The following is a 24321-nucleotide window of genomic DNA, read 5'->3' on the forward strand; positions in this document are numbered from 1 at the left end:
GAGATAATAAGCTTTCCTTCGAAAACTATTTTTGAAGGTTGCCGCTAAGGTTGAGGATGATCAGTCTGAGCAAGCTTATTGCGGGAGAAGCGACGGTTTCAAGGCAGATAACCTACGGAGGGGATTCCAGCTTCATTCCTGAAAAGCTCAAGCAGTTTGCCTCATCCCTCCGCCCCATTGTCGTCTGGAATGTTACGAACAGATGCAACTTGCGATGCCTTCACTGCTACGCATCCGCCAATTCCGATTTTTCGGAGTTAACGACAGAGCAGTGCTTCCAGATTGTGGACTCCCTTGCCGAGTTTAAAGTCCCGCTAATCCTCTTCAGCGGTGGTGAACCCCTTTTAAGGGAAGATATCTTCGAAATTGCTGGTTACGCTAAAAAGAAGGGGATAAAGAGTGTTCTGTCCACCAACGGAACTCTCATTGACAGAGATATGGCAGAAAATCTTAAGGTTTTTGAGTACGTTGGAGTTAGCCTCGATGGCGTTGCTTCAACCAATGACAGGTTCAGGGGAGTCGAGGGGGCCTACGAAAGGGCATTTAAGGGACTGCTAATGGCCTCAGAAGTTGTTTTATCTGGAATAAGGTTCACCGTGAGCAAATACAACTACAAAGATGTTTTTTCTCTCATCGAGCTGGCGAGGGAGCACGAAATTCCGAGATTCTGCCTCTACCACCTCGTCCCATCCGGCAGAGCGGAGTTCAAGGACGACATCACCAACGAGCAGAGAAGGGCTCTCCTCGATAACCTTCTCAGGGAGGCTGAGAAAGAGGGAATGGAGATTATGACGGTGGACAATCCCGCGGATGGAATCTACACCTACCTGAAGCTGAAAGAGGCTGATTCTGAAAAGGCAGAGATGGCTCTTGAGTTCTTGAAGTTCAGAGGCGGAGACAGCAGCGGAATAAGGCTCGCAAACATCGACCATCAGGGCAATGTTCACCCCAACCAGTTCTGGTGGGACTACACTGTCGGAAATGTCTTGGAGAGGAGCTTCGAGGAAATATGGATGGGTGAGGACGAGTTGCTGAAAAAGCTTAGGGAGAAAACCAAGTATCTCAGGGATAAATGCGGGAAGTGTCACTTTAAGGAAATATGTGGAGGGTTCAGAGTTAGAGCTTACCGCTACGGCGATTTGTGGGGTGCTGACCCCAGCTGCTATTTGACGGATGATGAGATACAGTAATTAACTGCCTCTTCCGGAGTCTCAAAAACCCTCATCCCCTCAATCACGACAGGAGGCTTGAGAGAGGCGACCCTCTTCCCCTCCTTGAGTGCAATGGCTATCTCCGAAATTGTTCCGTAACCACCGCCCACAGAAATCAAAGCGTCGCTGGAGTGGACGATTATTACGTTTCTTGCATGTCCCATGTCCGTCGCAATCCTGATGTCGGCAAAATCGTTGCAGAGATCTTTTTTCCTCGGCAGAATGGCAACAACCAGCCCACCCTTGCTTTTCGCCCCCTTGGCACTGGCCTCCATCACCCCTCCGAGGCCCCCGTTTATCAGCACGTGCCCTTTCTCGGCAATAAGCTCCCCAACTCTGTACGCAATTCTGTAAGTCTCCTCATCGCACTCTCCCGCTCCTATAACCCCAATCTGCATTAGCTTCACCTCATATCGAAATCGTTTTTAGCCTTCCGCGGAAGGAACATTAAAAATTAACATGCGGCAAAGATTTAAATTACGTAATGTAACGGTCAAAACTACGCTGAGGTGTAGTTGATATGAGCAAGATAAGGAAGCTGGCAGAGGAGGAAGTCAAATCCAAACCTCGTTACTCTCATCGATGTACTGCTGAGCGAGTCAGCAAAAAATGAGGCGCCAGTGTGGAAAGAGGTTGCAGAGAGGTTGGCGAAGCCGAGGAGGTTGCAGGCGGAGGTAAACGTATCGAAGATTGAGAAGTATGCAAAGCCCAACGAGTATGTTGTGGTTCCGGGGAAAGTTCTTGGTTCAGGGAGCATCACAAAGCCAGTAAAGGTTGCAGCGCTCAGCTTCTCGGAGAAGGCGGCAAGCAAAATCAGGGAGGCTGGCGGAGTTTGCATGAAAATCGAGGAGCTTTTGAAGGAGAATCCGAAGGGTAGCGGAGTGAGGCTGATGGTCTGAGGTGGTTGGAATGGCGGTAAACGTTAGCAGGGTTATCAAGACTCTTGGAGACGACTTCACAGTTATTGATGCTTCAGGCCACATTCTCGGAAGGCTGTCAAGCAAAATTGCAAAGAGACTGCTCAACGGCGAGAGAATCGTTGTTGTTAACGCAGAGAAGGCGGTGATTACGGGGGACAAGTACATGGTCTTCGAGAGGTACAAGGAGAAGTACGACAGGGGAAGCAAGGAGAAGGGGCCTTACTTCCCGAGGCATCCCGAGAGAATATTCAAGAGAACCGTCAGGGGAATGCTCCCATGGAAGAGCTCAAGGGGAAGAGATGCCTACAGAAGGCTCAGAGTTTTCATGGGCGTTCCGGAGGAGCTTCAGGGCAGGGAGTTTGAGAAAATCGAGGACGCACTTCTGGAGAAAGTTTCAAAAACAGACAAGTACGTTACTCTTGCAGAGGTAAGCAGGTATCTCGGTTTCAGAGGTGTCTGAGATGAAGATTGTTGTAACGAGCGGTAAAAGAAAAACGGCAACTGCAAGGGCTGTTATAAAGCCGGGCAAGGGCAGAGTGAGGATAAACAGCGTTCCGGTTGAGATACACCAGCCCGAGCTTGCAAGGATGAAGATAATGGAGCCCCTCATCATCGCCAAGGAGCTTGCAGAGAAGGTTGACATTGAGGTCAAAACTTGGGGAGGGGGGTTCATGGCTCAGGCGGAGGCCGCAAGAACTGCCATTGCCAGAGCGCTCCTTGAGTTCAGCGGAGATGAGGAGCTGAGAAAGGCTTTCTTAGAGTATGACAGAACCCTCCTGGTTAACGACGTGAGGAGGAAGCTTCCAAAGATTCAGGGAGGTAGGGGAGCGAGAGCAAGGAGACAGACATCCTACAGGTGAACACAATGGACGTACCGAGAAACGAGAATTCCAGCGATTTCCCAATTCGCTGTTTTTCTTGCGGGGCGGTTATAGGCCACCTATACGATGAGTACAAGCAGAAGCTCAGCGAGGGCAAGAGTCCAAAAGAGGCTTTGGACGAACTCGGAATCGAGAGGTACTGCTGCAGGAGAATGTTCATAACTCACAAGTCTGTAATTAAGGAGCTATCCCGCTTTCATGGGGCCGTGGGGTAGCCTGGTGATCCTGCGGCGTTCGGGACGCCGTGACCCGAGTTCAAATCTCGGCGGCCCCATCTGCTTTAAGGGGTGATGGGCATTAAAGTAAAGTTCCCGTTCGAATATACGAGATTTGAAAAGGCCAGGATTATTGGAGCGAGAGCATTGCAGATTGCAATGGGAGCTCCTGTCTTAATTGAGACTGATAAAACTGAACCCCTCGAAATAGCCCTTGAAGAGTTCAACAGGGGCGTAATTCCAATTACCGTCAGGAGGAGGAGAAATGAATTTGTATGGCTTGAAAGATACGACCTTTTCTGAGGTGGTAGCTTGATAATTGAGGACGTTCACTACAGAGTCGTTTTCGACAGCAGGGGAAACGAGACGGTTGAGTGTGAAGTCGTTGCTGGGGAGGTTGTTGCGAAGGCGATGGCTCCGAGCGGAGCCTCTACTGGCAGTGGAGAGGCTGTAGTAGTCAGCCCCTACAGATACGAGGAGATTGAGGAGGAAGTTTCAAAGGCGATTATCGGAATGAGCGTCTTTGATCAGGAGAGCGTTGATGAGGCATTGAGAGAGCTTGACGGAACCGATAACTTTTCCAGAATTGGTGGCAATTTCGCCATAACCGCAAGCCTTGCAGTTGCTAAAGCAGCTGCGGAAATTCTCGGCCTTCCGCTTTACGCTTACGTTGGTGGAGTTTTTGCAAAGGAGCTTCCCTACCCCTTGGGCAATGTCATAGGTGGTGGGAGACACGCAGAAGGCTCCACAAGCATTCAGGAGTTTCTGGTAATTCCAGTTGGGGCAAAAACCTTTTTTGAGGCTCAGAGAGCAAACGCCGCCGTACACAAGCAGCTTAAGAAGATTTTCAAAGAAAGGGGAATTTTCGCTGCCAAAGGCGATGAGGGGGCTTGGGCTGCACAGATAAGTGACGAGCAGGCCTTCGAGATTCTCAGCGAGGCCATCCAGAGAGTTGAGGACGAGCTGGGAGTGAAGGTCAGGATGGGGATTGACGTTGCGGCAACTGAGCTATGGGATGGTGAGAGGTACGTTTACTCCGACAGAAAGCTAACTACAGAGGAGCAGATTGCCTACATGGCGGAGCTTGCTGACAGGTACGACTTGCTCTATATCGAAGACCCCCTCCACGAGAAGGACTTTGAGGGGTTTGCGGAGCTGACGAAGCAGGTAAAGTGCATGGTCTGCGGGGATGACATCTTCGTAACCAACCCCGAAATCATAAAGAAGGGCATTGAGGTTGGTGCAGCAAACACAGTCTTAATAAAACCTAACCAGAACGGGACTCTGAGCGGGACGGCAAAGGCGGTGAAAATTGCGAAGGATAACGGATACAGCGTTGTTGTGAGCCACAGAAGCGGAGAAACGGAGGATGAGACTTTAGCACATCTCGCCGTTGCTTTCAACGCAAAGTTAATAAAGACCGGAGTGGTTGGGGGAGAGAGAATATCCAAGCTCAACGAGCTCATCAGGATTGAAGAATTGATGGACAAACCGAGAATGGTGATGATATGATGGAGAAGGAGTACGAGTATCTGGTTCCGCCGGATGATTACCTCGCAGCGGGAGTGCACATAGGGACCCAAATCAAAACGGGCGACATGAAGAAGTTCATCTTCAAGGTAAGGCAGGATGGGCTTTACGTTCTGGACATCAGAAAGCTGGACGAGAGAATCAGAGTTGCCGCAAAGTTCCTTTCGAGGTATGAGCCTTCAAAGATTCTGCTGGTTGCGGCGAGACAGTACGCTCACAAGCCCGTTCAAATGTTCTCAAAGGTGGTTGGAAGCGATTACATCGTGGGGAGGTTTATTCCTGGAACTCTGACAAATCCAATGCTCTCCGAGTACAGGGAGCCTGAGGTCGTTTTCGTCAATGATCCCGCCATTGACAAGCAGGCCGTGAGCGAGGCCACTGCTGTCGGCATTCCAGTCGTTGCCCTCTGCGACTCCAACAACTCCTCCGCTGACGTTGACCTTGTCATACCCACAAACAACAAGGGCAGAAGGGCTCTGGCCATTGTTTACTGGCTCCTCGCAAGGGAGATTGCGAAAATCAGGGGGCAGGACTTCACCTACAGCATTGAGGACTTCGAGGCCGAGCTTTAAGTTTATTTTTTGTTATCCTAATTATCACCATTAATTTGTAGAAAATTATATAATTATCTTAGGTTACAGACTGCATGCTTAGGGCTGTTGCTCTGGTTATGGCGCTGCTGTTGATTCCTGCCGCTGGAGCGTTTGAGTATCTCGGCGAGGTTTACACGGCAAAAACGGATGACGGAGTAAAAATCAAGCTGCTGAGATACCACCCGCCGGGAGAAGGTGTAAACGACGGTGTACAGCCGGTTGTGCTGTTTTCGGGGCTGCTCTGCAACATGAACGAATACCTGACTCACACACCTCCGGAACTCAAAGACCTCTACAAAACTCAGCTTCCATCAGAGCTTGCGGACTGGGCCGTGGGGGATGAGAGAATCCAGCAGGACCCCATGCTTTACTACAGCCTTGCATACTACCTCTGGAAGCAGGGATACGACGTCTGGCTCGTGAACTACAGGGGGACGGGCGTTGGGGAGCTGAAAAGCGGTGTCGGCTCTGCAAGAACGAGCCTCGATACGTGGGCGATTTACGACACAAAGGCGGCGATTACGAAGGTTTACGAGGTGACGGGAAAGCATCCGGTGATAGGGGGGCACAGCACCGGTGGGCTTGTGAGCTACGTTTACCTGCAGGGCGCTAAATTCAAATGGACTTTCGCCTGCCTTTTCAAAAAGCCGTGGTGCAAGAAGGTCGTTTCGGATGATGATTTGGTGAGGGAAAGGAACGGATTGACCGAGGGTGAGGAGACTGTTGTTGGAGTAATTGCCCTCGACCCGGCAATGATTCCACCACTGCCCAAGCTCACAGACCTGAAGCTGATGTGGCTTCTCCTCGACACCCCGCTTTACATCGACATCAGGGGGATCATGAATCTAATTGCGAAGAACGACAGGCTGTGGTGCGCCACTACCCACACTATAGATGAGGTCTTTGAGCTAATATTTGAGATGAACGAGGAGTACGGGCAGTACAGCGAACTCATAAGAGATTTAACCTTCACAAACCCCGGCAACATGAATGACGAGCTGAACGATTTCCTTGTAAGATACGTCGCTGACAGCCTCTACACTCCCACACTGGCCCACTACAACGATTTCGGAACTCACAGGACTGCGAGGGAATACTTCGAGAACGGTGGCAGAAGCTACCTAATTGTTCCCCCAGAACCAAATCCCGGAAAGGATGGCTACTACTATTACATTCTGAACATGCAGAAAGTCAGAGTCCCGTTCATAACGCTGCTCTCAGAATACGATGCGCTTGTTGAGGCGGAACAGATAATCAGAGACCTGATGGAGGCCAAGACACCACACCAGTTCGACGAGTACTACATAATTGAGGGCACAGCCCATCTTGACTTGCCCTTCGGGCTGAAGGCGCCGAGCGAGGTTTTTCCGAAAGTTGGGGCGTGGCTGGAGAAGGTAAGGGTGTACCCGGTGACTCCCCACTGACTTTTTAACTTACCTTACGCCAAATGGGTTGTTTTTCCCTTAGGTAAAGACGACAACACGGAACAATTTTATAAGCAAAAGTCATTTGCTAACAATAAGGTGTATAATATGGGAGATAAAGGAGGTATCTTCAAGCTTTCGGCAGCTATGCTCGCAGTGATTGTCTTAAGCGCATGCGCTGGCGTGTTCACCACAGAAAAAGAGAAAACCGTTCTGGAGCCAACAGCAAGCGGAAAAGTCCTGAAGGACTTGGAGGACCTAAACTCAGGAGAAAAGATGTACCTCGCCGAGGAGGATTTTCTCAAAAAAGTCACTCCACTTGAGCTCTACGAAAGCCTTGCAGAGAAGATCGAAAATAGCAGCTTTACCATAGTGCTCCACAAGGTAAGCAAGGAGGAGAAGGAGAAATTCATTCAGGCATGGCTAAAAGCTCTGTCGAAATCAGGCCATAAGGTTACCGTTCTGCCTGTATCGGAAGTTACCGAAGACAAAAAATCGCTTAAGCTTGATGAAAGGATTTTTAAAGCTGATTTGGTGGCTTTCTCGGCCAGACCTTTTGGAATTTTCGTCGTTGAGGATATTGGATTGCTTGATCCAACAAAGCCGGGTGGAAACCTGCCAATGATAGCACACCATGAGTTCAAAGCAGACTTTAACAAGTGGTTCTGGAGTGAGAGCGTTAACATCGATTTCACCGCAGCGCTCTACGACACAGGAGCTTTCCAAATTGGGTAAGCTATTTCCCATTTTTTCTCAGCTTCCTAATTGTCATCATAATGTATTTACCATATCACATCTCATTTGGTAACATTTATATTCTCCCCTACCAAGCTCCAGCATGGCACAGATTGAGGTTGAGAACCTCACCAAGGTCTTCAACGGTTTCAGGGCTCTTGACGGGATAAGCTTGGTAGTTGAGAGGGGCGAAATTTTCGGTTTTCTCGGTCCAAACGGGGCTGGAAAGACAACAACCATCAACTGCTGCCTCGGACTGATTAAGCCAACTTCAGGCAGCGTAAGGATTGCCGGAATGGACGTTGAGGAGAAGCCGGTTGAGGTTAAGGAGATTTGTGGCTACCTGCCAGAAAATTACGGTTTCTATCCCAACTTAACGGCAAGGCAGAACCTGCTTTACTTCTCGGAATTCTACGCCAATCCTAAGGATAATGTTGACGAGCTTCTCGCCCTCGTAGGCCTTCAGGATTCCGCAGACAAAAAGGTTGGAGAGTTCAGCAGGGGAATGAAGCAGAGGCTGGCCTTAGCTCAGGCACTGATAAACGACCCTGAGGTGGTCTTTCTGGATGAGCCGACCAACGGCCTCGACCCGCAGGGGATTGCAGACTTCAGGAAAATTATAAGGGAGCTCAACCAGAAGGGCAAGACCTTCTTCTTCTCCTCCCACATACTTTCAGAGGTCAGGGAGGTGTGCAGCGTTGTGGGAATCATAAACAGGGGAAGGATCGTGAAGGTTGGGAAGATTTCGGAGCTTTCAGGCAGCATGGAGGTTGTTGTTCAAACCGAGCCCAGAGCTGACGAATCTCTGCTGAGGGAGTTTGGAGAGGTTGAGTATGATGAGAGCAGAGATGTATATGTCATTAAGGTTGAATCGGACTGCAGAGTGGAAATTTCGCGCACACTCTTCGAGCACGGTTTTGTTGTTAAAGAGCTCTCTCTGAGGGAGCCAAGCCTTGAAAAAATTTACCTCAGCATGGTGGGAGAATGAAGGCGCTGATTATAGCAAAAAAAGAGTTTGCGGATATCGTAACCAGCAAGAGGTTTTTAGCTCTGCTTGCAGCGATGCTGCTCACATACCTGCTCTTTGTGTCTCAAATGAGCCAGTTCTCGACAATCAGCATCAAAGCAGTTTTTGGTTTCCTTGGCTCTCAAACGATAGCCTTTGTCGGAGGGATTTTAGGGCTGGCAATAGGATTTGACATGATTTCGAGGGAGAAGGAGAGCGGAACTTTAAGAACGCTCCTCAGCCACCCGGTTTTCAGGGATGAAATAGTTTTGGGCAAAGCAATTGCTGCACTGGCGGCAATCTGCATTATAGTTCTCGTTACGGTAATGTTCATCATCGGAGTTTCAGCCTTTTACGGCTACATACCAGCAGCAGACGATTTAGGCTTGATTGCGAAGTTCGCGCTGGCAACGATTGCATACCTCTTCACCATGTTCTCCATCGGATTGTTCTTCTCAGCAGTCTTCAAAAGCTCCACTACCTCATTAACAGTTTCCCTAACACTTTTCGTCATGCTGGCTATTTTTGTGCCGATAATGGCCTACTTCATCGCCGGCATCTTAGCAGGTCCTGCTCCCCAGCCGCCTGTTGACTTTGAAAAAGTTGATGAGAGCGTTATTGAATCTCCAGAATGGCAAAAGTATGAGGAGGAGAGAGAGGAGCACTTCAGAAGAATTCAGGAGATTACCCAGACAATTTTGCTGATTTCGCCCCAAAACAGCTACACAACCCTCGTAAGCTCCTTCGCGGCAACTTCTGAATTCATGCCCTTCCAGCCAACGGACACAACCAAAAACGCTCTTTCTTTCGTCATACTGCCTCTCTTGCTGTTTACTCTAAGCTACGTCAGGTTCACGAGGGAGGAGCTATGAAATTTTTCAGGTTTTTTCTCTTAGCTGCGATTGCGGCACTCCTTACTGGCTCGATTGAGTGTGAACTCAAGGAGATAACTGCTGCCCCGGGAGAAGAGGTCTCCATCCCCCTCACCGTGAAAAATGACGAGGGGAATGAGAGCACCTTTCAGCTAAGCTACAGCTTCTGGTATGGAGAGGCTGAGGGCTACTTCTACTACAACGGACAGAGGGTTAATTCCTTAAGGCTGAACTCCAGCGAGTCGGCAGATTTAACCTTCAAATTCTTGGCTCCGGAAAAGCCGGGGAGGTATTACCTTTATCTCCACGCAGACGGCAGTGCAGGCGTTACGGTGAACGTTGAGCTTCCAGAAAAGCCTCTGCGGATATCCCTCGACAACACGGGCATTGTTGCTGAAGGAGGGGATGTGGTTGAGGTTAACGCACTGCTGGAAAACACCCTCAACTCGCCGATAGAGGTTGATTTGAGCTGTGATGCCCCCAAAGGCTGGGAGTGCAGGTTTTACGACGGCGATGTGGAGGTCTACAGAACTGTGGTTGGAGAGGGCGGGAAGCAGCTGAGGGTTCAGGTTGATATAGATTCAACCGCTGATGTGGGAAAGTATGCGGTTACACTGCATATCGGCCCGCAAACCAAAGAATTTGAAGTTTTTGTGAAGGAGAGCCATGCGGGAGAGAAGGGGGAGGTGAGGCTCAGAGTTGTTGACAAGGATGGTGAGGGGGTTGCTTCAGCCAGAATCACAGCTGGAAACGAGACCTTCTTTACCTCCGGTGATGGAGAGGCAATTTTCGAGGTTGAGCCCGGCACCTACGACCTGAAAATCGAAAAGGGTGGGTACTACGAGAAGACGATAAGGGACGTTAAGGTCAGGGGCGGGAGGACAAACGACCTCGGAACGGTTTTTCTTGAGAAAAAAGCTTACTATGCAGAGCTTTCGGTGAGCAGCTCAAGAATCACCGTTTCCATAGGTGACGTGGCTTCCCTTAACGTCAGAATAGAAAACAGGGGTTACGGAGAGGACCAGTATGCCCTCAGCCTTGAAGGCCTGCCCCCTGATTTTACATACAACTTCAGGGAGGGTGAGCTTGCAGTCTCTGAGGTTTACTTGGAGGGTGGAGAAGAGAAGGACATCACCCTCGAAATCTACACACCGGCAACCGCAGAAGTGGGGGATTACAGCCTGAAAATCGTTGCCAAGGGCAAGTACACTGCCGAAAAAGACCTCAAGCTCAGCGTTGTTGGGAGAATGGCAGCCTACTTCAGCCTTGAGGGTGGGATGTACACTGTAAAAGCCTCTCCGGGAGAGGAGCTTGAGCTGAAGGGATACGTGGAGAACTCTGGGAGGGGTGTGACGCTGACCAACGTTAAGGTAAAGCTTGAACTTCCTCAGGGATGGAGCGGGGAGGTTAGCCCCGAAGTGATTCCCTCCGTAAAACCCGGAGAGAGGGGGGAAGTTAACCTTAGGATCAGGGTTCCCCCCGACGCCAAGCCGAGCGAGTACAGAATAACAGTTGAAACAACCTCTGACCAGATGACCATGAGTGACAGAATCAGCGTTGTGGTTGGAGAAAGCAGCGCTGCAACCTTCGTGGGGCTGGGGATCATTGCAGTAACCATTCTGGCTTTGATAATCCTCATCAAGAAGGTGGGGAGGAGGTAGAGTTGATTGAGGTAAAAGGCGTCTCCAAAAGCTTTGGCAATAAGGCAGTGCTCAGCGAAGTGAGTTTTGTAGCTGAAAATGAGATTCTCGGCCTTCTCGGCCCAAACGGGAGCGGTAAATCAACGCTGATGAAGATAATCGCCGGAGTTATTCCCCCGGATGAAGGGGATGTCATTGTAAACGGCGTATCTGTAGCTGAGAACCCCCTTAAAGTTAAGGAGCTTGTTGGATTCGTCCCCGAAACTCCAGTGCTTTACGAGAGCCTTACTGCATCCGAACTCTTCAGCTTTGTCGGGGCAGTTAGAAAAATTGAGTCCTCTCTGCTGAAAGAGAGGGTTGAGAGGCTTGCTGAGGCCCTTGAGTTCACGGCGATGGACGAACTTTTTGCAAATCTAAGCCTTGGAAACAGGCAGAAGGTTTCCATAATCGCTGCTATGCTCCACAACCCCTCGGTGCTGATTCTCGACGAGGCTTTCAACGGCCTCGACGTTGCTTCAGCAAAGGTTTTCAGAGACCTGATTTTCCAGTTCAGAGAGGAGGGGAGAGAGGTGATTCTCTCAACCCACATCATGCCCATTGCCGAGAGAATCTGCGACAGAATTCTCATAATTCAAAACGGCAGAATAATCGCTCAGGGCACTCCTGATGAGCTGAAAAAGGATGAGGATCTTGAAGATGTTTTTCTGAAGCTCACGAAAATAGAGAGGGACATCAAACCTCTGCTGGAGGTGCTGTCTTCTGGCTGAGCCCCTCAGCAGGATTCTGGACGTGATTTACAGGGAGATGAACTACCAGAACATGAAAAGAAACCCCCAGATTTCGCATGAGAGAGTAGTTAAGTCAATGAGGAAGTTCTCGCTTAGAGTGCAGGTTGCAAAATCCTTTTTCATTATGACTTTCCTTGGCTCCTTCCTCTGCTGGGTTGCCTTCATCAGCAGCGGCTTGGGCCTGAGCCTAATCTTCACCCTCTCGCTCGTTTTCTCCCAGATCTATCCAGCCCAAAACATCGCCATATCAGCCTCCTCAAGGGTTTTCGAGCCTCTAAGGTATCTGCCCGTGAGATTTTCCGAGAGAATGCTGGTTGTTTTCTTCATCGATTCAATCAACATACTGGCCTTTGCGACGCCAACAATTGCCGTTTTGATGGTGAAGAACCTTTACTTCGGACTTTATTCCCTTCTCTGGATAATCGCAGCAATTTTGCTGGGATACTCAATGGTTTTCCTCTACTACGCCCTCTTCGGCGTAAAGGTCAGGAGCGGCTTTTCCAAGTCAGTCCTCGCCGGGATTTTGTTTTTTGCCGTGCTCGTATTTGCGTTAAGGCGGTTTCAGGAAATTCCAGACCTCACACCATACTTGACACCCCATCTTCTCCTTCTGTCTTATGCGGCCTCCTCAGCCACCATCAAGCTATCAACAGGGAGAGTGTGGAGAAGCATACTCAACCCCGAGATTGTGGAGGTGAAGGGGAGCTCTCGGCTCAGCTCAGGCTCTCCGCTCAGAGCCATGCTCATCAAGGATTTCAGGCTGATTTTAAGGAAAAACGCCCTCTTTCCCTTAATCGTTCCTCTGGTCATAGTAATGCCGAACGTTGTCAGCATCGCAAACATGCCCAACCTCTCAATTTTTATCATCACCACGATTTCTACACTTTCAACCATCGACCTGCGAATTATCGGCAACCTTGAGAACGTAGATTTTTTGAGAATGCTTCCCTTGAGCAAGAGGGGCTTTGTTATGTCCAAAGCCTGCCTGATTTTCGTCATTTCCTTCGCCGCTTCCCTTCCAGCAGGTAGCATAGCCTTCATTGTGAGCCAGAATCCCTTCTACCTCTTTATGGCCTTTGCAATTCCCGCAATTGTTTCAATGCTCTCCTCGCTAATAATCTTCTGGCAGAAGGGAGAAGAAATTTACTTCCCTGAAGTGGGGTTCCTAAAGTGGATTGGGCTGCTTCTTGTCAATTTTGGGGCTGTTTACGCAGTCCTATCGCCGAGGTTTATTTTGTCCCAGCCCGTAGCCGATATAATCTCGTCCGTTCTCACCCTTCTCGCTATGACAGCACTCTTTGAAAAATTGAGAAGAATTTAACGGAATCCGAGAAGATTCCTTGCGATTATTAGCTTCTCTATCTCCTTCGCCCCCTCGTAGATTTCTGTGATTTTGGCATCCCTGTAGAACTGGTTTATCGCATACTCATCGATGTATCCGTAGCCTCCGTGGAACTGCAGAGCCCAGTTGGCTGTTTCAACTGCCACCTCTCCAGCATACCACTTCGCCATGGATGAGAGGGTGTTGTCAGGCTTGCCCTGCTCAACCTGCACAGCAGCGGCTCTGTAAACGAGGGTTCTTGCAGCCTCAATCTTTGTTGCCAGTTCGGCAATCTTGAACTGTATGTACTGGAAGGTTGCGAGGGGAACGTTGAAGGCCTTTCTCTGCTTCACGTAGTCAATTACGAGCTTCAAAGCCCCTTTGGCAATCCCCACAGCCTGCGCTCCAACCCACACTCTGCTCATGTCGAAGAACTCCATCATGTAGTAGAATCCCTTGCCCTCCTCTCCGACAAGGTTCTCTGCCGGAACTCTTACATTGCTGAAGCTGATTTCTGCTGTGTCAGTCGCCCTGATTCCCATCTTGCCCTTAATTTTGTTCGCCTTGTAACCCTCCCTGTTCGTCTCAACGATGAAGTAGCTTATTCCCCTGTGCTTAGCCTTGGGGTCCATCTCCCTCGTCCTTGCAGTGACGAGCAGAAAGTCCGCAATGGAGCCGTTGCTGATGAACTGCTTCGTCCCGTTAATCACCCACTCATCTCCCTCCTTAACGGCCCTCGTTTTGATGTTTGCAGCATCGCTGCCCGCATCAGGCTCAGTGTTGGCCATGCCCATTATCACGTCTCCCCTTGCAAGCTTCGTCAGCCACTTCTCCTTCTGCTCCTCGCTGCCGTGCAGAACAAGAATTTCAAAGCCGAAGGTCGGTAGCAAACACGCAAGTCCGAGGCCGGGGTTGACGGCTGAGAACTCTTCCATCACAATCATCTTCTCTATCGGCCCATAACCGCCTCCACCGTACTCCTCAGGGATGTCGACAGCATGAAAGCCAAGCTTTGCACACTTCTTCCACAGCTCGTAGGGGAACTTCTCCTCCCTGTCGCACTCCCTCGCCAGCTCAGGCGTGAACTCCTTCTCCGCAAACTCTCTTGCAGCTCTCCTTATATCCTCCTGCTCCTCGGTAAAGGTAAAACCGATTGCCATGCTTCAAGTAAAAAATGGGTCTATATTTCTTTTTCTCAAAACTGGATTTTGGGGTAGATTTCGTATCTGGCCTTCATCAAGTCCGCAGGGGTGTCTATTTCAATCCACGGAAGCCCTTTTGTTGTTTCATAGTAAACAGCGATGCCGTCATCCATCATTGACTGAAAAGCCTCCTCATAGAACACTCTTCTCCCTTTCCTTTCCATAACTCTGGAAACGTGGTTGTAGAGGTCGTCGATGATGTTTTCCTCAACTCTTGCAATGCCTATGTATTCTCCATCAGCCTCTGAGGGGTTGAGCTGTTTGCTTATTCTTTTAACAACTCCATCCTCTATTTTGACCTTCATCTCCTCCTCTCCAAGCTCCTTGAACGTGTCAACGGACAGTATCAGGTTCTCCTTCGTGGAGGAGTGCAGTTCCCGAAAGATGCCGGGATGGAAGAGAACATCGGAGTTCAGGATGTAAAATCCCTTGCTCACGTGGTCCATTGCCAGATAGAGGCTGTAAATGTTGTTGGTTTTCTTGTAAAGGCTGTTGTGGACAAATTTGAAATTGAGGTCGAACTGCGAAAGATACTCCCTCAAAACGTATCCTTTGTGTCCGGTAACCACTACAACATCCCTGATACCGTTCTCCATCAGAGTCTGAACCGTGTAGTATATCAACGGTCTTTTCCCAATTTTCAGGAGAGCTTTCGGGATTTCGCGAGTGTGATGACCCAATCGTGAACCGAAACCTGCAGCGAGTATTACTGCCTCCATGAAAAATGTTAAAAGGAGAGTTATTTAAAATTACCCATAAGGAGGTGATTTAAATCAAATGGGAGTATCTGCTGACAGAACTTGTTTATCGGAGGTTTTCCCGACCTCTGGCAAAGATTCTCTCGAAAACAGGTGTTTCGCCGAATTTAATCACCGTTATTGCCACAATCGTCGGATTGGGGGCAGCAGCGGTCATTGCAGCTGGAGAAATATACTGGGGCGTGCTAACTCTCTTCATCTCGCAAATTCTTGACTGCACTGACGGTGACCTGGCAAGGCTGACGGGGAGGGTTACGAGGAGCGGAGCGTACCTCGACAGAGTCTTCGACAGGTTCGTGGATGCTGCAATTGTCATTGGAATTGTCTATCTTTATCCTTCTGAGCTATGGCTTGCCGGCTTTATGGCGGTGGTTGGCTCCTTTGGAGTGAGCATAACGAGGGCTATGGCTGAAGCTGAAGGCGCGGAATGCAAAGTTGGAATTGGTGGAAGGGACACGAGGCTTGCCATCATAATGGTTGGGCTGCTCTACGGATACGCCAGCGGTAATGCGGTGAGCGTTTATGCAGCAACGCTGTGGATTGTGGCGGTGCTCGGCTTTATAACCACACTGCACCGCATGCTTCACACATTAAAGCAGCTCGACTAGCCTCTCTTTATTTTTCCCCTCCCCAGCGATGCGAAGATTCCAACGAAGCAGAGCGCGGCGAAGATCGAGAAGGCTATTCTTGAGCTTTCGATGAACCTGCCGAAGTACTCAGGAGTTATCTCAACCCTTCCAATTACCATTGAGAAGACGAGCATGACGAGAGCCATGCTCAAAGTCTGCCCTACGAGCCGCATTGTTGCAACTGTGGCTGAGGCTATGCCGAAAAATTTTCTCTCAACCGAGCTCATGATTGCGTTGGTGTTCGGAGAGCTGAACAGTGCAATTCCAAAACCGAGGAGCATGAGGTAAGTGATTATGTTGCTTAAGGCCGTCTCTCCGTTGATGCCTGCGAAGAGGATTAAGGACAGAGTTGTCACAGCCATGCCCGTTGAGGCTACAACCCTCGGCTCTATTCTATCCGAAATCCAGCCGGCAATGGGGGCGAAGATTGCCATGACTACGGGCTGGGATACGAGGATGAGGCCAGCCGTCTGAGCGTCGAACCCCTTTACGTACTGGAGGTAGAGGCTCATCAAAAAGCCCACGGCGAAGGTTGCCGCATAGTTGAGCAGTGCGGCGAGGCTTGAGAGGGAGAAGGTAAGGTTGCTCAGAAGAAGCCTTACAGCAAAAACGGGATGCTCTTGCCTGTTCTCGTAAACAACAAAAATTAAGGCCAAGATTGCACCGAGAACTATGAAAGCAACTGAGAACTCTGAAAAACCGTAAATCAGGAAGAAGAGCATGGCCGCGTAAATTGCGGAACCGGCAAGGTCGAATTTCTCCCCCCTCGCATCAGCCCACTCCCCCCTGAGATAGACTGATGCAACGATTAGGGCGAAGAATCCCAAAGCTCCGTTGGCGATGAACAAGCTCCTCCATCCGAGATTTTGGGTCAGAAACCCTCCACCTATGGGGCCAAGACTTAATCCCGTGTAAACCGCTCCGGTGTTGATGCCAATGGCCTTCCCCCTTTCCTGGGGAGGGAAAACCGAAGTGAGAATGGCTACTGAGGTGGCGAAAATCATCGCACCGCCAACACCTTGGAGGACTCTGAAAGCTATAAGCATCTCCGCATTGGGAGGAATTGCTGAGAGAATGGAGCCGAGACTGAAAACAAGCAGTCCAACCACAAAAACCTTCTTCCTTCCCGCTATGTCTGCAATCCTGCCGAAGGGGACGGAAAACATGCCGGCTGCGAGAAGATATGCCGTGGCAATCCAGCCGAGAGTTATGGCGTCAATCTGAAATTCTTTGCCTATTGCGGGCAGGGCTATGTTGGTTGAAGAGCCCATGAAGGGGGTGAGAAAGGAAGCAACACCTGATGTCAGCAGAGCTGCCTTTTTCAGTTGCATGAGTTTGCCTTATGCGAAAAAATTTAAAAACTTAATCCCTCTTGTAGAGCAAGTAATCCGGCTTGCCTGCCGGGATTGTGTAGTTCGGCGGTAGAAGACCGAGTTTTTCAGCCTCCTTCTCCAGCCACTCCCTGTGGTCTGGATGCGCGAGATGAATCATCGCTATTGCCCTTTCCTTTACCGTAAGCCCCTTCAGGTAGGCAACTCCCCACTCGGTTGCAACAACCTGAACCATGCTTCTCGGGACAGTCACCGCCGCTCCAGGAGGCAGGATGGGCTTGATCCTCGACGTACCGTTGTGTGTGGAGTACATTGCGAGAATGCTGAAGCCCTGTCTGTCTCTGCTGAAAAGACAGCCCATAACGAAGTCCAACTGCCCCCCAGTCCCGCTCACCTGATAGAGCTTGCCTGTTGGTGATATCAGCCCCATCTGCTCCGAGTTTATCTGGCCCATCAGGTCGGCCTCTGCGGCCTGGTTTAGGGAGAACATCTTCGGCTGCTGCGCTATGATGAAGGGGTCGTTGGTGTAGTCGACTGGGTAGGTTGCAACCTCCGGATTCCTGTCGAGGTACTCGTAGAGCTTGAGAGAGCCGAGGGCGAACGTGAAAACGCTCTTCCCCCTATCGAGCCTCTTCTGGTCGTTGGTAACAACGCCCTCCTCAATCAACTCAAGCGTGCCATCGCCCATCATTTCGGTGTGCACGCCGAGGTTCTTGTACCCTCCTTCCTTGAGCATTTTAACAACCGTATCCGGCAGACCGCCAATGCCAACCTGAAGCGTTGAGCCATCCTGTATGAGCTTCCTGCCGTCCTTCGTTTCTGCGTTGAGTATGTTCTCTGCTATCATCTCATCCTCCTTCGTTGGGGGTATGCTGAATGGTATGAACGGAACTGGCATCTCGTTGTCCTCAACGATGTAGTCAACTTCCGAGATGTGGATGCACTCGTCGTAGCCTCCATTGACCCAGGGCATATTTTCTTTGACGACCACCACAACCTTCTCTGCAACCTCTGCCAGCGCCTTCATGTGCGAGCAGGTCAGGCCGAAGTTGAAGTAGCCGTGCTTGTCCATGGGCGTGGTGACGAGGTAGGCGATGTCTATCGGGTCGTAGTCTTTGGAGAACTCCCTGACAATTTTCGGAACGTCGTGATACAGGTTGGGCCTGAATACACACGGTCCAAGCTCCTTGCTGGTTTTTCTTACGGGTCGGTAGAGGAAGCCGCTCGACCACTCGAAGACCTCCCCATTGGGGTCGGCCTTGAGAAACTCGTAATGGGCGAGGTCTATGAAAGTACCCACTTTAACGTTTTCAAGCTCGTCCTTTCTCTTTGCGAGGTATTTGTCTATTATGAGCGCTGTATTTGCGGCACCGCCAAGCTCGATGTGCATTCCACTCTCTACAAGCCCCGCAGCCTCTTCAGGACTGATAAGCTTTTTTTCATATTCTTCCCTGTAGTTCATTCTATCACACCTCTTCATTTGAAAATTATGGAGAATATTTAACGTTTTCTGAATTAAACATAACTCTGATTAATCCTTTAGGAAAATGGGCAGCTTAAAAATTTTATCGTATGAAATTTTAAAAAATTAAGATTTGCCCCACTTCTTCGCCCAGTATTCCTTGATAACCTCAAGAGCTACCAGCTTTTCACCGCTCAGGAACCTTATGCACGCCCCTCCTGCAGTTGATATGTGGCTGAACTTGTCCGAAAGGCCGAAGAGGCGTGCTGCTGAGGCGATGTGCCCCCCGCCAACAACCGAGTAACCAGCCCTTGTCGCGGCCCTCAGAATCTCGTAAGTTCCGAGAGAGAAACGCTCATCCTCAAAAACTCCCGCAGGACCGTTCAGAACCACATAATCGTACTTCGGGATGATTTCCGAAAGCTGGTTAACGGTTTCAAGCCCAATATCCATTATTCTGTATTTCCCATCAAACTTCTCCAATGGGATATCTACCCTGACACCGTCTTTCTCTATACCGAGGTCAATGGGAAGGATAATTTTGTCGGAGTACTTCTTGAGTATGTTTATCATCTCCTCGTCGCTCACGTCTTCCTTGTTGTCCTCCACAACCTTTCTGTTCACTTCACCTATATCGTAACCTTTCAGCATGAGAAAGTAGTTGGCAACTACACCCGTGAGAACGACTTTTTCCGCAATGTTGTTTTCCAGCACGTTTTTTAGAACTTTCACCGAGTCCTTGATTTTAGCTCCGCCCAGGACAAATATCTTTCTCCCCTCCCCCTTGAGGGGTTTGCTGAGGGCGGTAACCTCATTTTCGACGAGCCTTCCCACGACGGATGGCAGAACCGGAACGAAGCCGACCAAAGATGCGTGGCTTCGATGGGATGCGGAGAAGGCGTCGTTGACAAAGAGGTCAAAGGCTGTGCTGAGTTTCCTGACCATGTGGCACTCGGCATGCTCCTCAGCGCTTCTGTTCAACTGCTCCTCGGAGTAGAACCTCACGTTCTCGAGCAAAATTACCTCACCGTTCTCCATCTCCTTTATTCTTCTCAGAACGCCTTTGCTGAAAATTTCGTCTATGTACTCGACTCTCTTCCCGAGCAGTTTGGAAAGTGTGGATGCGTGGCTTTCGAGACTCGTGAAGTCCTTCTTTCCGGGTCGGCTCTGGTGTGCGAGCAAAACGAGCTTTGAGTCTTCAAGAGCCTCAATTGTCGGAATGTGGCTCTCGAATCTGCTCGTGTCGAGAATCGTTGAGTTCACAATAGGAGCGTTGATGTCAACCCTCAGCAGAACGTGCTTTCCTCTGTACGGAATATCGTCTAGTGTTGGAAGGCCGTCTATCATCACTTCAATTCGGAAGGTGAAATTAAAAACTTTCTGAAAATTTTAATTTACCTGCTCAGAATTGGTTCATGGAAATAACGGACATTGGCGGTGTCCTCTGCAACGGAATAAAGGAGGGAAAATACGGCCTTGGACTCGTTAGGGTTAGAGGAAGTATTGCAGGAGTTTTCACGCAGAACAAAATCCGGGCTGCTCCGGTTATCGTTTGCGAGGAGAACATCAGGGATGGGGTTGTGGAGGGTGTGATTGTGAACAGCGGAAATGCAAATGCCTACACCGGGGAGCAGGGGATGAGAGACGCGAGGGAGATGTGCAGAATCGCTGCAAATCTTCTTGGATGTGAGGAGAGGAGAGTTGCGGTCGCCTCTACCGGCGTAATCGGAAGAAAGCTGGACATGGAGTGGATAAGAAAAAAAGCACCGGAGGTTTACTCAGGTCTCGGAAATTCGGTGGAGAATGCAGAGAGGTTCGGAAGGGCGATTGTAACCACGGACAGATTCGTCAAGAAGGCCTACTCAGAGAAGGCGAGGATTGCTGCTGTTGCAAAGGGGGCGGGAATGATTGCACCGAATATGGCTACAATGCTCTGCTTTGCCTTCACCTCCGCAAAATTTGACAGCGGAGAGCTTTACGATATGCTGAGAAGGGCAGCCGATAAAACCTTCAACAGACTTACGGTTGACGGGGATACCTCAACCAACGATACCGTTTTGCTGATTTCAACCGGCAAGGAGAGGGTGGAGAGAGATGTTTTCGAGGAGGAGCTTTGCTCGGTCTTTTACAGCATCGCAAAGCAGATGGCGAGAGATGGAGAGGGGGCGACGAAGGTTTTCGAAGTCAGGGTTGACGGAGCGAGAAATGATGAGGATGCGAATCTGATAGCCAGAGCTGTTGCAAGCTCGCTGCTTGTTAAGACGGCAATATTCGGCTGCGACCCCAACTGGGGGAGAATTATTGCTGCTGCCGGCTACAGCGGGGCAGATGTGGATGAGAGAATAACTCTTAGCCTCTCAGACGGGAGGGATGAAGTCTTTCTAATCGATTCCGGAAGGCCTTTGGGGAACGAAGAGCGGGCGAGAGTGTTGATGGAGAAAGCAGAGGAGCTTGTAATCAGGCTGAGGCTTGAAAAAGGTAATGGAAAGGGCTTTGCCATCGGCTGCGACCTAACCTACGATTACGTGAAGCTGAATGCCGAGTACACAACTTAGAGGTCTATCAGGTGCGTCTCCTTAACCACATTCAGCACGAGCATTGTGTATGTCTTGAGTACCTTGTCCATCCCCGCTATTCTTTTTACAAAGGCGTTCAGGCTGTCCCTATCCTTGAACTTGGCCACAACGATAATGTCGTAGTCACCTGTAACGTCGTAAACGGCTGTCACGTTTCTCTCCTTCGCAATCTCCTTCTCAATCTCCGTCAGGTAACCACCCTCTGCGGTAATGCCTATTATCGCTATGAGGTCGTATCCCAGCATTGAGTAGTCAACGACGGGAATGAACTTCTTGATAAGCCCGATTTTTCTCATCTTGTTTATTCTGTTGTAAACCGTCCCCTCGGCCACTCCTACCTTTTCTGAAATTTCCTTCAAGCTTTTGCGGGCATCATCCTGCAATTCTCTCAAAATTTTGATGTCAACCTCATCAATCTTTACCATTGAACTCCATTATTTGAAGAATTTTTAAGGTTTTTGCAGGTTGAAGCTGAGCGCGAAACTGAAGGCAAAAGCTTTAATCACCTCCCCGCCAACATAGCCTTTACGATGCTGAATCAAAGGCTCAGAGAGGCTTTGAGTGCTGCGGGAATTGAGGAGCTGACCGAGCTGCAGTTAGAGGCCTTCAGGAAGATTTTGAGCGGTAAGGACGTGCTAATCATCGCTCCAACGGGAAGCGGGAAAACGGAGGCTGCAATAATCCCCATTTTCGAGGCAATGCTAAAAATGGAGAAGCCCGAGGGAATCGTTGCCATTTACATTACACCTCTAAGAGCTTTGAACAGGGACATGCTGAGGAGGATTAGGGGGATTGCCGAGTTTCTTGGCATAAGGGTTGACGTCAGGCACGGCGATACTCCAGATTCCCAGAGGGCGAGGCAGTCCCGAAAGCCCCCGCACCTTTTAATCACCACTCCAGAAACCTTCCAGATTCTTTTCCTCGGAAAAAACCTGAGGAAGGCTTTGAAGAACGTGAGGTATGTGGTGGTTGACGAGATTCACGAGCTAATTGACAGCGAGAGGGGAGTGCAGCTTAGCGTTGCCCTTGAAAGGCTGAGGGAGATGGCAAGGTTTCAGACCATTGGCCTCTCAGCAACTGTAAGCAGGCCCAAGCTTGTTTCAAGGTTCGTTGGGGCTGATGCGGAAGTTCTGGAGTGGAAGGCTGAGAAGGAGTACGAAATTGAGGTTGTAAAGCCTGAGGTTGATGAGAAGCTTGCAGCAAAGCTTGGCGTTGATGCGGAGATTGCCGGAGAGCTGAAGTTTATTGCTGATGCGGTGAAGGAACACGGTTCTGCTTTAATCTTCGTCAACACACGCCAGACGGCTGAAGCACTGGGAATCAAGCTCAAAAAGCTGATTGATGTGGAGGTGCATCACGGCAGCCTTTCGAGGGAAACGAGGGTAGAGGCTGAGGAGAGGTTCGCCAAGGGCGAGCTTGATGCTCTAATCTGCACTTCCTCAATGGAGCTTGGGATTGACATTGGCCACGTAAATCTTGTTGTGCAGTACAACAGTCCGAGGCAGGCTGTAAGGCTCGTGCAGAGAGTAGGACGGAGCGGTCACGGATTGGGGAGAGTTTCGAAGGGCTACGTTGTTGCGAGCAGCTTCGACGACATTCTTGAGTCCGCTGTAATTGTCAGAAGGGCCAAGGAGGGATTGCTGGAGGATGCGGAGATTCACTTCAAAAGTTTTGACGTGCTGGCGAATCAGATATGCGCTCTCGCCCTCGAATACGGCAGAATTGATGCTGAAAAGGCCCACAGGATAGTGAAGAGAGCTTTTCCCTACCGCAATCTGACTTTTGAGGAGTTTGATGAGGTTTGCAACTTCCTCGCCCGGATCGGGAAGATTTTCTACGACGAGGGGGAGATTGGTGCGAGGAGAAACACGAGGAGGTACTTCTACGAGAACATATCGATGATTCCCGACGAGAAGCACTACAGGGTTGTTGATGTTTCAAGCGGAAAAACCATAGGCTCCCTCGACGAGAGCTTTCTCTCCACCTTCAGCGGGGAGATTTTTGCGATGAAAGGAGAGCTCTGGAGAGTTCTGAGCGTTGATGAGGTCGTGAGGGTTGAGCCAGTATCTGCTGAAGGAGAGATACCTTCATGGGTGGGGGAGGAGATTCCCGTCCCCTTTGAGGTTGCTCAGGAAGTCGGAATGCTGAGAAACTGGTTAGCCGGGCTGATAAAGGCGAAGGGGGAGAAGGCAGCGTTGAAGGCTCTGGGAGCTAAGGGAGATGTCAGTGTGGTGGTTAAAACACTGAGGGAGCAGATTGAGAAGGGCTTTGCAGTCCCCTATGACAGCCACATTACCATTGAGGGCTCGGAGAATGTTGTTGTGGTTAACGCATGCTTCGGTCACAAGGTGAACGAGACCCTCGGCAGAATTCTCGCTTTACTTTTAACCGCAAGAAGGGGAAGCAGTGTGGCGGTTGAGATCGACCCCTACAGAATCAAGCTCAGTCCAGCAAAACCCGAAGAGGTGGAGAGCATACTTAAAAGCATTCAGCCCGAAGCGGTTGAGAGTTTAGCTGAAAGAGCTGTTTTTGACACGAGGCTGATGCAGTGGAAGGTTGTCAACGCTGCCAGAAAATTCGGATTCCTGTCCAAGGAGGACGAGCTGAGCAGGATTAACGTTAGAAGCCTCGTGGTGAAGCTGAAGGATACGCCCATCTACAGAGAGGCTTTGAGGGAGATTTTCGTTGAGAAGATGGATGTCGAGAGAACGGCAGAAGTTGTGGAGAAAATCTCCAGCGGGGAGATTGAAGTTTCTGTTTACAATGAACTCAGTCCAATAAGCCTTGCAGCGAGACAGAGGGCCATGGACATTCTTGCCGTCAAGTCCAGCGAGGCCATCCTCAGAGCCTTCAGGGAGAGGCTTGAAAAAGAGGTGGTGAGGGTTTACTGCCTGAACTGCAGGGCCTGCTACACGGAGAGAGTTGAGAGCTTTGAGAGGTTCACATGCATAAAGTGCGGCTCGAAAATGATTGCCGTCTTCAACTCAAGAAGAAAGCCCGAGGAGTTCAGGGAAAGAGAGCTTTTCAAGCTGGCCAACCTCGTCATGGCTCACGGAAAGAGAGCTGTTTACGCTCTCTCAACTTTCGGAATAGGGGCTGACACAGCTGCAAGGCTTCTTTCGAGGTATTATCTGGAGGAAGATGACTTCTTTAAGGCTTTAATTGAGGCTGAGAGGAACTACATTCGAACGAGGAGGTTCTGGGATTGATTTATAAGCAGGTTTGCC

General features: G+C 49.9%; 25 protein-coding genes and 1 tRNA gene. 19 read left to right on the forward strand and 7 right to left on the reverse strand.

The genetic code is table 11. The annotated features are described in order from the left end of the window. Positions 1-56 precede the first annotated feature (56 nt). Positions 57-1190 (forward strand): radical SAM/SPASM domain-containing protein, encoded by a 1134-nt coding sequence (locus tag AF_RS05690; protein ID WP_010878621.1) that lies wholly within the window; start codon positions 57-59, stop codon positions 1188-1190. On the opposite strand, the gene AF_RS05695 is transcribed toward AF_RS05690, so the two are convergent. Then, positions 1163-1609, reverse strand: a complete 447-nt coding sequence (locus AF_RS05695; RefSeq protein ID WP_048064332.1) for a TIGR00725 family protein — start codon at positions 1607-1609, stop codon at positions 1163-1165. The genes AF_RS05690 and AF_RS05695 overlap by 28 nt on opposite strands. A 192-nt stretch (positions 1610-1801) precedes the next feature. Here AF_RS05695 and AF_RS05700 point away from each other — a divergent pair, with 192 nt between their 5' ends. From AF_RS05700 to AF_RS05765, 15 genes are all read left to right on the forward strand, one after another. Further along, the gene (locus AF_RS05700) at positions 1802-2110 is read left to right on the forward strand and encodes a 50S ribosomal protein L18e (RefSeq protein ID WP_244372838.1); all 309 of its coding nucleotides are present in this window, start codon (positions 1802-1804) and stop codon (positions 2108-2110) included. 10 nt (positions 2111-2120) lie between these two features. After that, on the forward strand, positions 2121-2591 hold the full coding sequence (gene rplM / locus AF_RS05705) for a 50S ribosomal protein L13 (RefSeq protein ID WP_010878624.1): 471 nt from the start codon (positions 2121-2123) through the stop codon (positions 2589-2591). Between the two features lies 1 nt (position 2592). After that, a complete protein-coding gene (locus AF_RS05710; protein WP_048064334.1) occupies positions 2593-2991 on the forward strand; it encodes a 30S ribosomal protein S9 in 399 nt (132 codons plus the stop codon). Between the two features lie 5 nt (positions 2992-2996). Continuing rightward, a complete protein-coding gene (locus AF_RS12675; protein WP_010878626.1) occupies positions 2997-3227 on the forward strand; it encodes a DNA-directed RNA polymerase subunit N in 231 nt (76 codons plus the stop codon). Beyond that, a tRNA-Pro gene (locus tag AF_RS05715) sits at positions 3213-3286 on the forward strand. Before AF_RS12675 ends, AF_RS05715 begins: the two co-directional genes overlap by 15 nt. A 16-nt stretch (positions 3287-3302) precedes the next feature. Further along, positions 3303-3530: a DNA-directed RNA polymerase subunit K gene (locus AF_RS05720; RefSeq protein ID WP_010878627.1), complete on the forward strand. Its 228-nt coding sequence runs from the start codon at positions 3303-3305 to the stop codon at positions 3528-3530. A 9-nt stretch (positions 3531-3539) separates the two neighbouring features. After that, entirely contained in the window at positions 3540-4739 is a 1200-nt protein-coding gene (gene eno, locus AF_RS05725; RefSeq protein WP_048064335.1) for a phosphopyruvate hydratase, read from the forward strand. Beyond that, the gene (gene rpsB, locus AF_RS05730) at positions 4736-5329 is read left to right on the forward strand and encodes a 30S ribosomal protein S2 (RefSeq protein WP_010878629.1); all 594 of its coding nucleotides are present in this window, start codon (positions 4736-4738) and stop codon (positions 5327-5329) included. Before eno ends, rpsB begins: the two co-directional genes overlap by 4 nt. Before the next feature lie 74 nt (positions 5330-5403). Then, on the forward strand, positions 5404-6774 hold the full coding sequence (locus AF_RS05735; RefSeq protein ID WP_010878630.1) for a serine aminopeptidase domain-containing protein: 1371 nt from the start codon (positions 5404-5406) through the stop codon (positions 6772-6774). Positions 6775-6882: 108 nt separating this feature from the next. After that, positions 6883-7509 (forward strand): hypothetical protein, encoded by a 627-nt coding sequence (locus AF_RS05740; protein WP_048064336.1) that lies wholly within the window; start codon positions 6883-6885, stop codon positions 7507-7509. Between the two features lie 103 nt (positions 7510-7612). Then, positions 7613-8497, forward strand: a complete 885-nt coding sequence (locus AF_RS05745) for an ABC transporter ATP-binding protein (RefSeq protein ID WP_010878632.1) — start codon at positions 7613-7615, stop codon at positions 8495-8497. Then, a complete protein-coding gene (locus tag AF_RS05750) occupies positions 8494-9387 on the forward strand; it encodes an ABC transporter permease (protein WP_010878633.1) in 894 nt (297 codons plus the stop codon). The genes AF_RS05745 and AF_RS05750 overlap by 4 nt, the downstream gene beginning before the upstream one ends. Further along, positions 9384-11048: a COG1470 family protein gene (locus AF_RS05755; RefSeq protein ID WP_010878634.1), complete on the forward strand. Its 1665-nt coding sequence runs from the start codon at positions 9384-9386 to the stop codon at positions 11046-11048. Before AF_RS05750 ends, AF_RS05755 begins: the two co-directional genes overlap by 4 nt. 2 nt (positions 11049-11050) lie before the next feature. Beyond that, entirely contained in the window at positions 11051-11794 is a 744-nt protein-coding gene (locus AF_RS05760; protein ID WP_048064337.1) for an ABC transporter ATP-binding protein, read from the forward strand. Positions 11795-11816: 22 nt separating this feature from the next. Then, complete coding sequence (locus AF_RS05765) at positions 11817-13136, forward strand: hypothetical protein (protein WP_010878636.1); 1320 nt, start codon at positions 11817-11819, stop codon at positions 13134-13136. Here the strand turns inward: AF_RS05765 and AF_RS05770 are convergent. Then, positions 13133-14296: an acyl-CoA dehydrogenase family protein gene (locus AF_RS05770; RefSeq protein WP_010878637.1), complete on the reverse strand. Its 1164-nt coding sequence runs from the start codon at positions 14294-14296 to the stop codon at positions 13133-13135. The two genes, AF_RS05765 and AF_RS05770, sit on opposite strands and share 4 nt — an antisense overlap. 35 nt (positions 14297-14331) lie before the next feature. Continuing rightward, a complete protein-coding gene (locus tag AF_RS05775; protein ID WP_010878638.1) occupies positions 14332-15057 on the reverse strand; it encodes an NTP transferase domain-containing protein in 726 nt (241 codons plus the stop codon). Between the two features lie 149 nt (positions 15058-15206). On the opposite strand from AF_RS05775, the gene AF_RS05780 reads away from it, so the two are divergent. Beyond that, positions 15207-15704, forward strand: coding sequence for a CDP-alcohol phosphatidyltransferase family protein (locus AF_RS05780; RefSeq protein ID WP_257640103.1), 498 nt, complete (start codon positions 15207-15209; stop codon positions 15702-15704). Here the strand turns inward: AF_RS05780 and AF_RS05785 are convergent. The 3 genes from AF_RS05785 to AF_RS05795 all read right to left on the reverse strand — a co-directional run bounded on the left by AF_RS05785 (position 15701) and on the right by AF_RS05795 (position 19865). Then, the gene (locus tag AF_RS05785) at positions 15701-17056 is read right to left on the reverse strand and encodes an MFS transporter (protein WP_010878640.1); all 1356 of its coding nucleotides are present in this window, start codon (positions 17054-17056) and stop codon (positions 15701-15703) included. The two genes, AF_RS05780 and AF_RS05785, sit on opposite strands and share 4 nt — an antisense overlap. A gap of 31 nt (positions 17057-17087) precedes the next feature. Further along, positions 17088-18518, reverse strand: a complete 1431-nt coding sequence (locus tag AF_RS05790) for an acetyl-CoA hydrolase/transferase family protein (RefSeq protein ID WP_048064677.1) — start codon at positions 18516-18518, stop codon at positions 17088-17090. 126 nt (positions 18519-18644) lie between these two features. Continuing rightward, on the reverse strand, positions 18645-19865 hold the full coding sequence (locus tag AF_RS05795) for a phosphoglycerate kinase (RefSeq protein ID WP_048064339.1): 1221 nt from the start codon (positions 19863-19865) through the stop codon (positions 18645-18647). A gap of 68 nt (positions 19866-19933) precedes the next feature. Between AF_RS05795 and argJ the strand changes: the two genes are divergently transcribed. Further along, entirely contained in the window at positions 19934-21073 is a 1140-nt protein-coding gene (gene argJ, locus AF_RS05800; RefSeq protein WP_010878643.1) for a bifunctional ornithine acetyltransferase/N-acetylglutamate synthase, read from the forward strand. Here the strand turns inward: argJ and AF_RS05805 are convergent. Then, on the reverse strand, positions 21070-21519 hold the full coding sequence (locus AF_RS05805; RefSeq protein ID WP_010878644.1) for an Lrp/AsnC family transcriptional regulator: 450 nt from the start codon (positions 21517-21519) through the stop codon (positions 21070-21072). The genes argJ and AF_RS05805 overlap by 4 nt on opposite strands. A 33-nt stretch (positions 21520-21552) precedes the next feature. Between AF_RS05805 and AF_RS05810 the strand changes: the two genes are divergently transcribed. Beyond that, positions 21553-24303 (forward strand): DEAD/DEAH box helicase, encoded by a 2751-nt coding sequence (locus AF_RS05810; RefSeq protein ID WP_244372822.1) that lies wholly within the window; start codon positions 21553-21555, stop codon positions 24301-24303. The last annotated feature ends 18 nt before the right edge of the window (positions 24304-24321 follow it).

It is taken from the genome of Archaeoglobus fulgidus DSM 4304 (assembly GCF_000008665.1).
Taxonomy (GTDB): Archaea; Halobacteriota; Archaeoglobi; order Archaeoglobales; family Archaeoglobaceae; genus Archaeoglobus; species Archaeoglobus fulgidus.

Excerpts from the sequence above, each read along its gene's own strand:
- AF_RS05755 (WP_010878634.1), top strand. The coding sequence starts at position 9,384 with ATGAAATTTTTCAGGTTTTTTCTCTTAGCTGCGATTGCGGCACTCCTT.
- AF_RS05775 (WP_010878638.1), bottom strand. The coding sequence starts at position 15,057 with ATGGAGGCAGTAATACTCGCTGCAGGTTTCGGTTCACGATTGGGTCAT.
- AF_RS05740 (WP_048064336.1), top strand. The coding sequence starts at position 6,883 with ATGGGAGATAAAGGAGGTATCTTCAAGCTTTCGGCAGCTATGCTCGCA.
- AF_RS05695 (WP_048064332.1), bottom strand. The coding sequence starts at position 1,609 with ATGCAGATTGGGGTTATAGGAGCGGGAGAGTGCGATGAGGAGACTTAC.
- rplM (WP_010878624.1), top strand. The coding sequence starts at position 2,121 with ATGGCGGTAAACGTTAGCAGGGTTATCAAGACTCTTGGAGACGACTTC.
- AF_RS05785 (WP_010878640.1), bottom strand. The coding sequence starts at position 17,056 with ATGCAACTGAAAAAGGCAGCTCTGCTGACATCAGGTGTTGCTTCCTTT.
- AF_RS05720 (WP_010878627.1), top strand. The coding sequence starts at position 3,303 with ATGGGCATTAAAGTAAAGTTCCCGTTCGAATATACGAGATTTGAAAAG.
- argJ (WP_010878643.1), top strand. The coding sequence starts at position 19,934 with ATGGAAATAACGGACATTGGCGGTGTCCTCTGCAACGGAATAAAGGAG.
- AF_RS05770 (WP_010878637.1), bottom strand. The coding sequence starts at position 14,296 with ATGGCAATCGGTTTTACCTTTACCGAGGAGCAGGAGGATATAAGGAGA.
- AF_RS12675 (WP_010878626.1), top strand. The coding sequence starts at position 2,997 with ATGGACGTACCGAGAAACGAGAATTCCAGCGATTTCCCAATTCGCTGT.
- AF_RS05745 (WP_010878632.1), top strand. The coding sequence starts at position 7,613 with ATGGCACAGATTGAGGTTGAGAACCTCACCAAGGTCTTCAACGGTTTC.
- AF_RS05750 (WP_010878633.1), top strand. The coding sequence starts at position 8,494 with ATGAAGGCGCTGATTATAGCAAAAAAAGAGTTTGCGGATATCGTAACC.
- rpsB (WP_010878629.1), top strand. The coding sequence starts at position 4,736 with ATGATGGAGAAGGAGTACGAGTATCTGGTTCCGCCGGATGATTACCTC.
- AF_RS05690 (WP_010878621.1), top strand. The coding sequence starts at position 57 with ATGATCAGTCTGAGCAAGCTTATTGCGGGAGAAGCGACGGTTTCAAGG.
- AF_RS05735 (WP_010878630.1), top strand. The coding sequence starts at position 5,404 with ATGCTTAGGGCTGTTGCTCTGGTTATGGCGCTGCTGTTGATTCCTGCC.
- AF_RS05790 (WP_048064677.1), bottom strand. The coding sequence starts at position 18,518 with ATGAACTACAGGGAAGAATATGAAAAAAAGCTTATCAGTCCTGAAGAG.
- AF_RS05795 (WP_048064339.1), bottom strand. The coding sequence starts at position 19,865 with ATGATAGACGGCCTTCCAACACTAGACGATATTCCGTACAGAGGAAAG.
- AF_RS05805 (WP_010878644.1), bottom strand. The coding sequence starts at position 21,519 with ATGGTAAAGATTGATGAGGTTGACATCAAAATTTTGAGAGAATTGCAG.
- AF_RS05710 (WP_048064334.1), top strand. The coding sequence starts at position 2,593 with ATGAAGATTGTTGTAACGAGCGGTAAAAGAAAAACGGCAACTGCAAGG.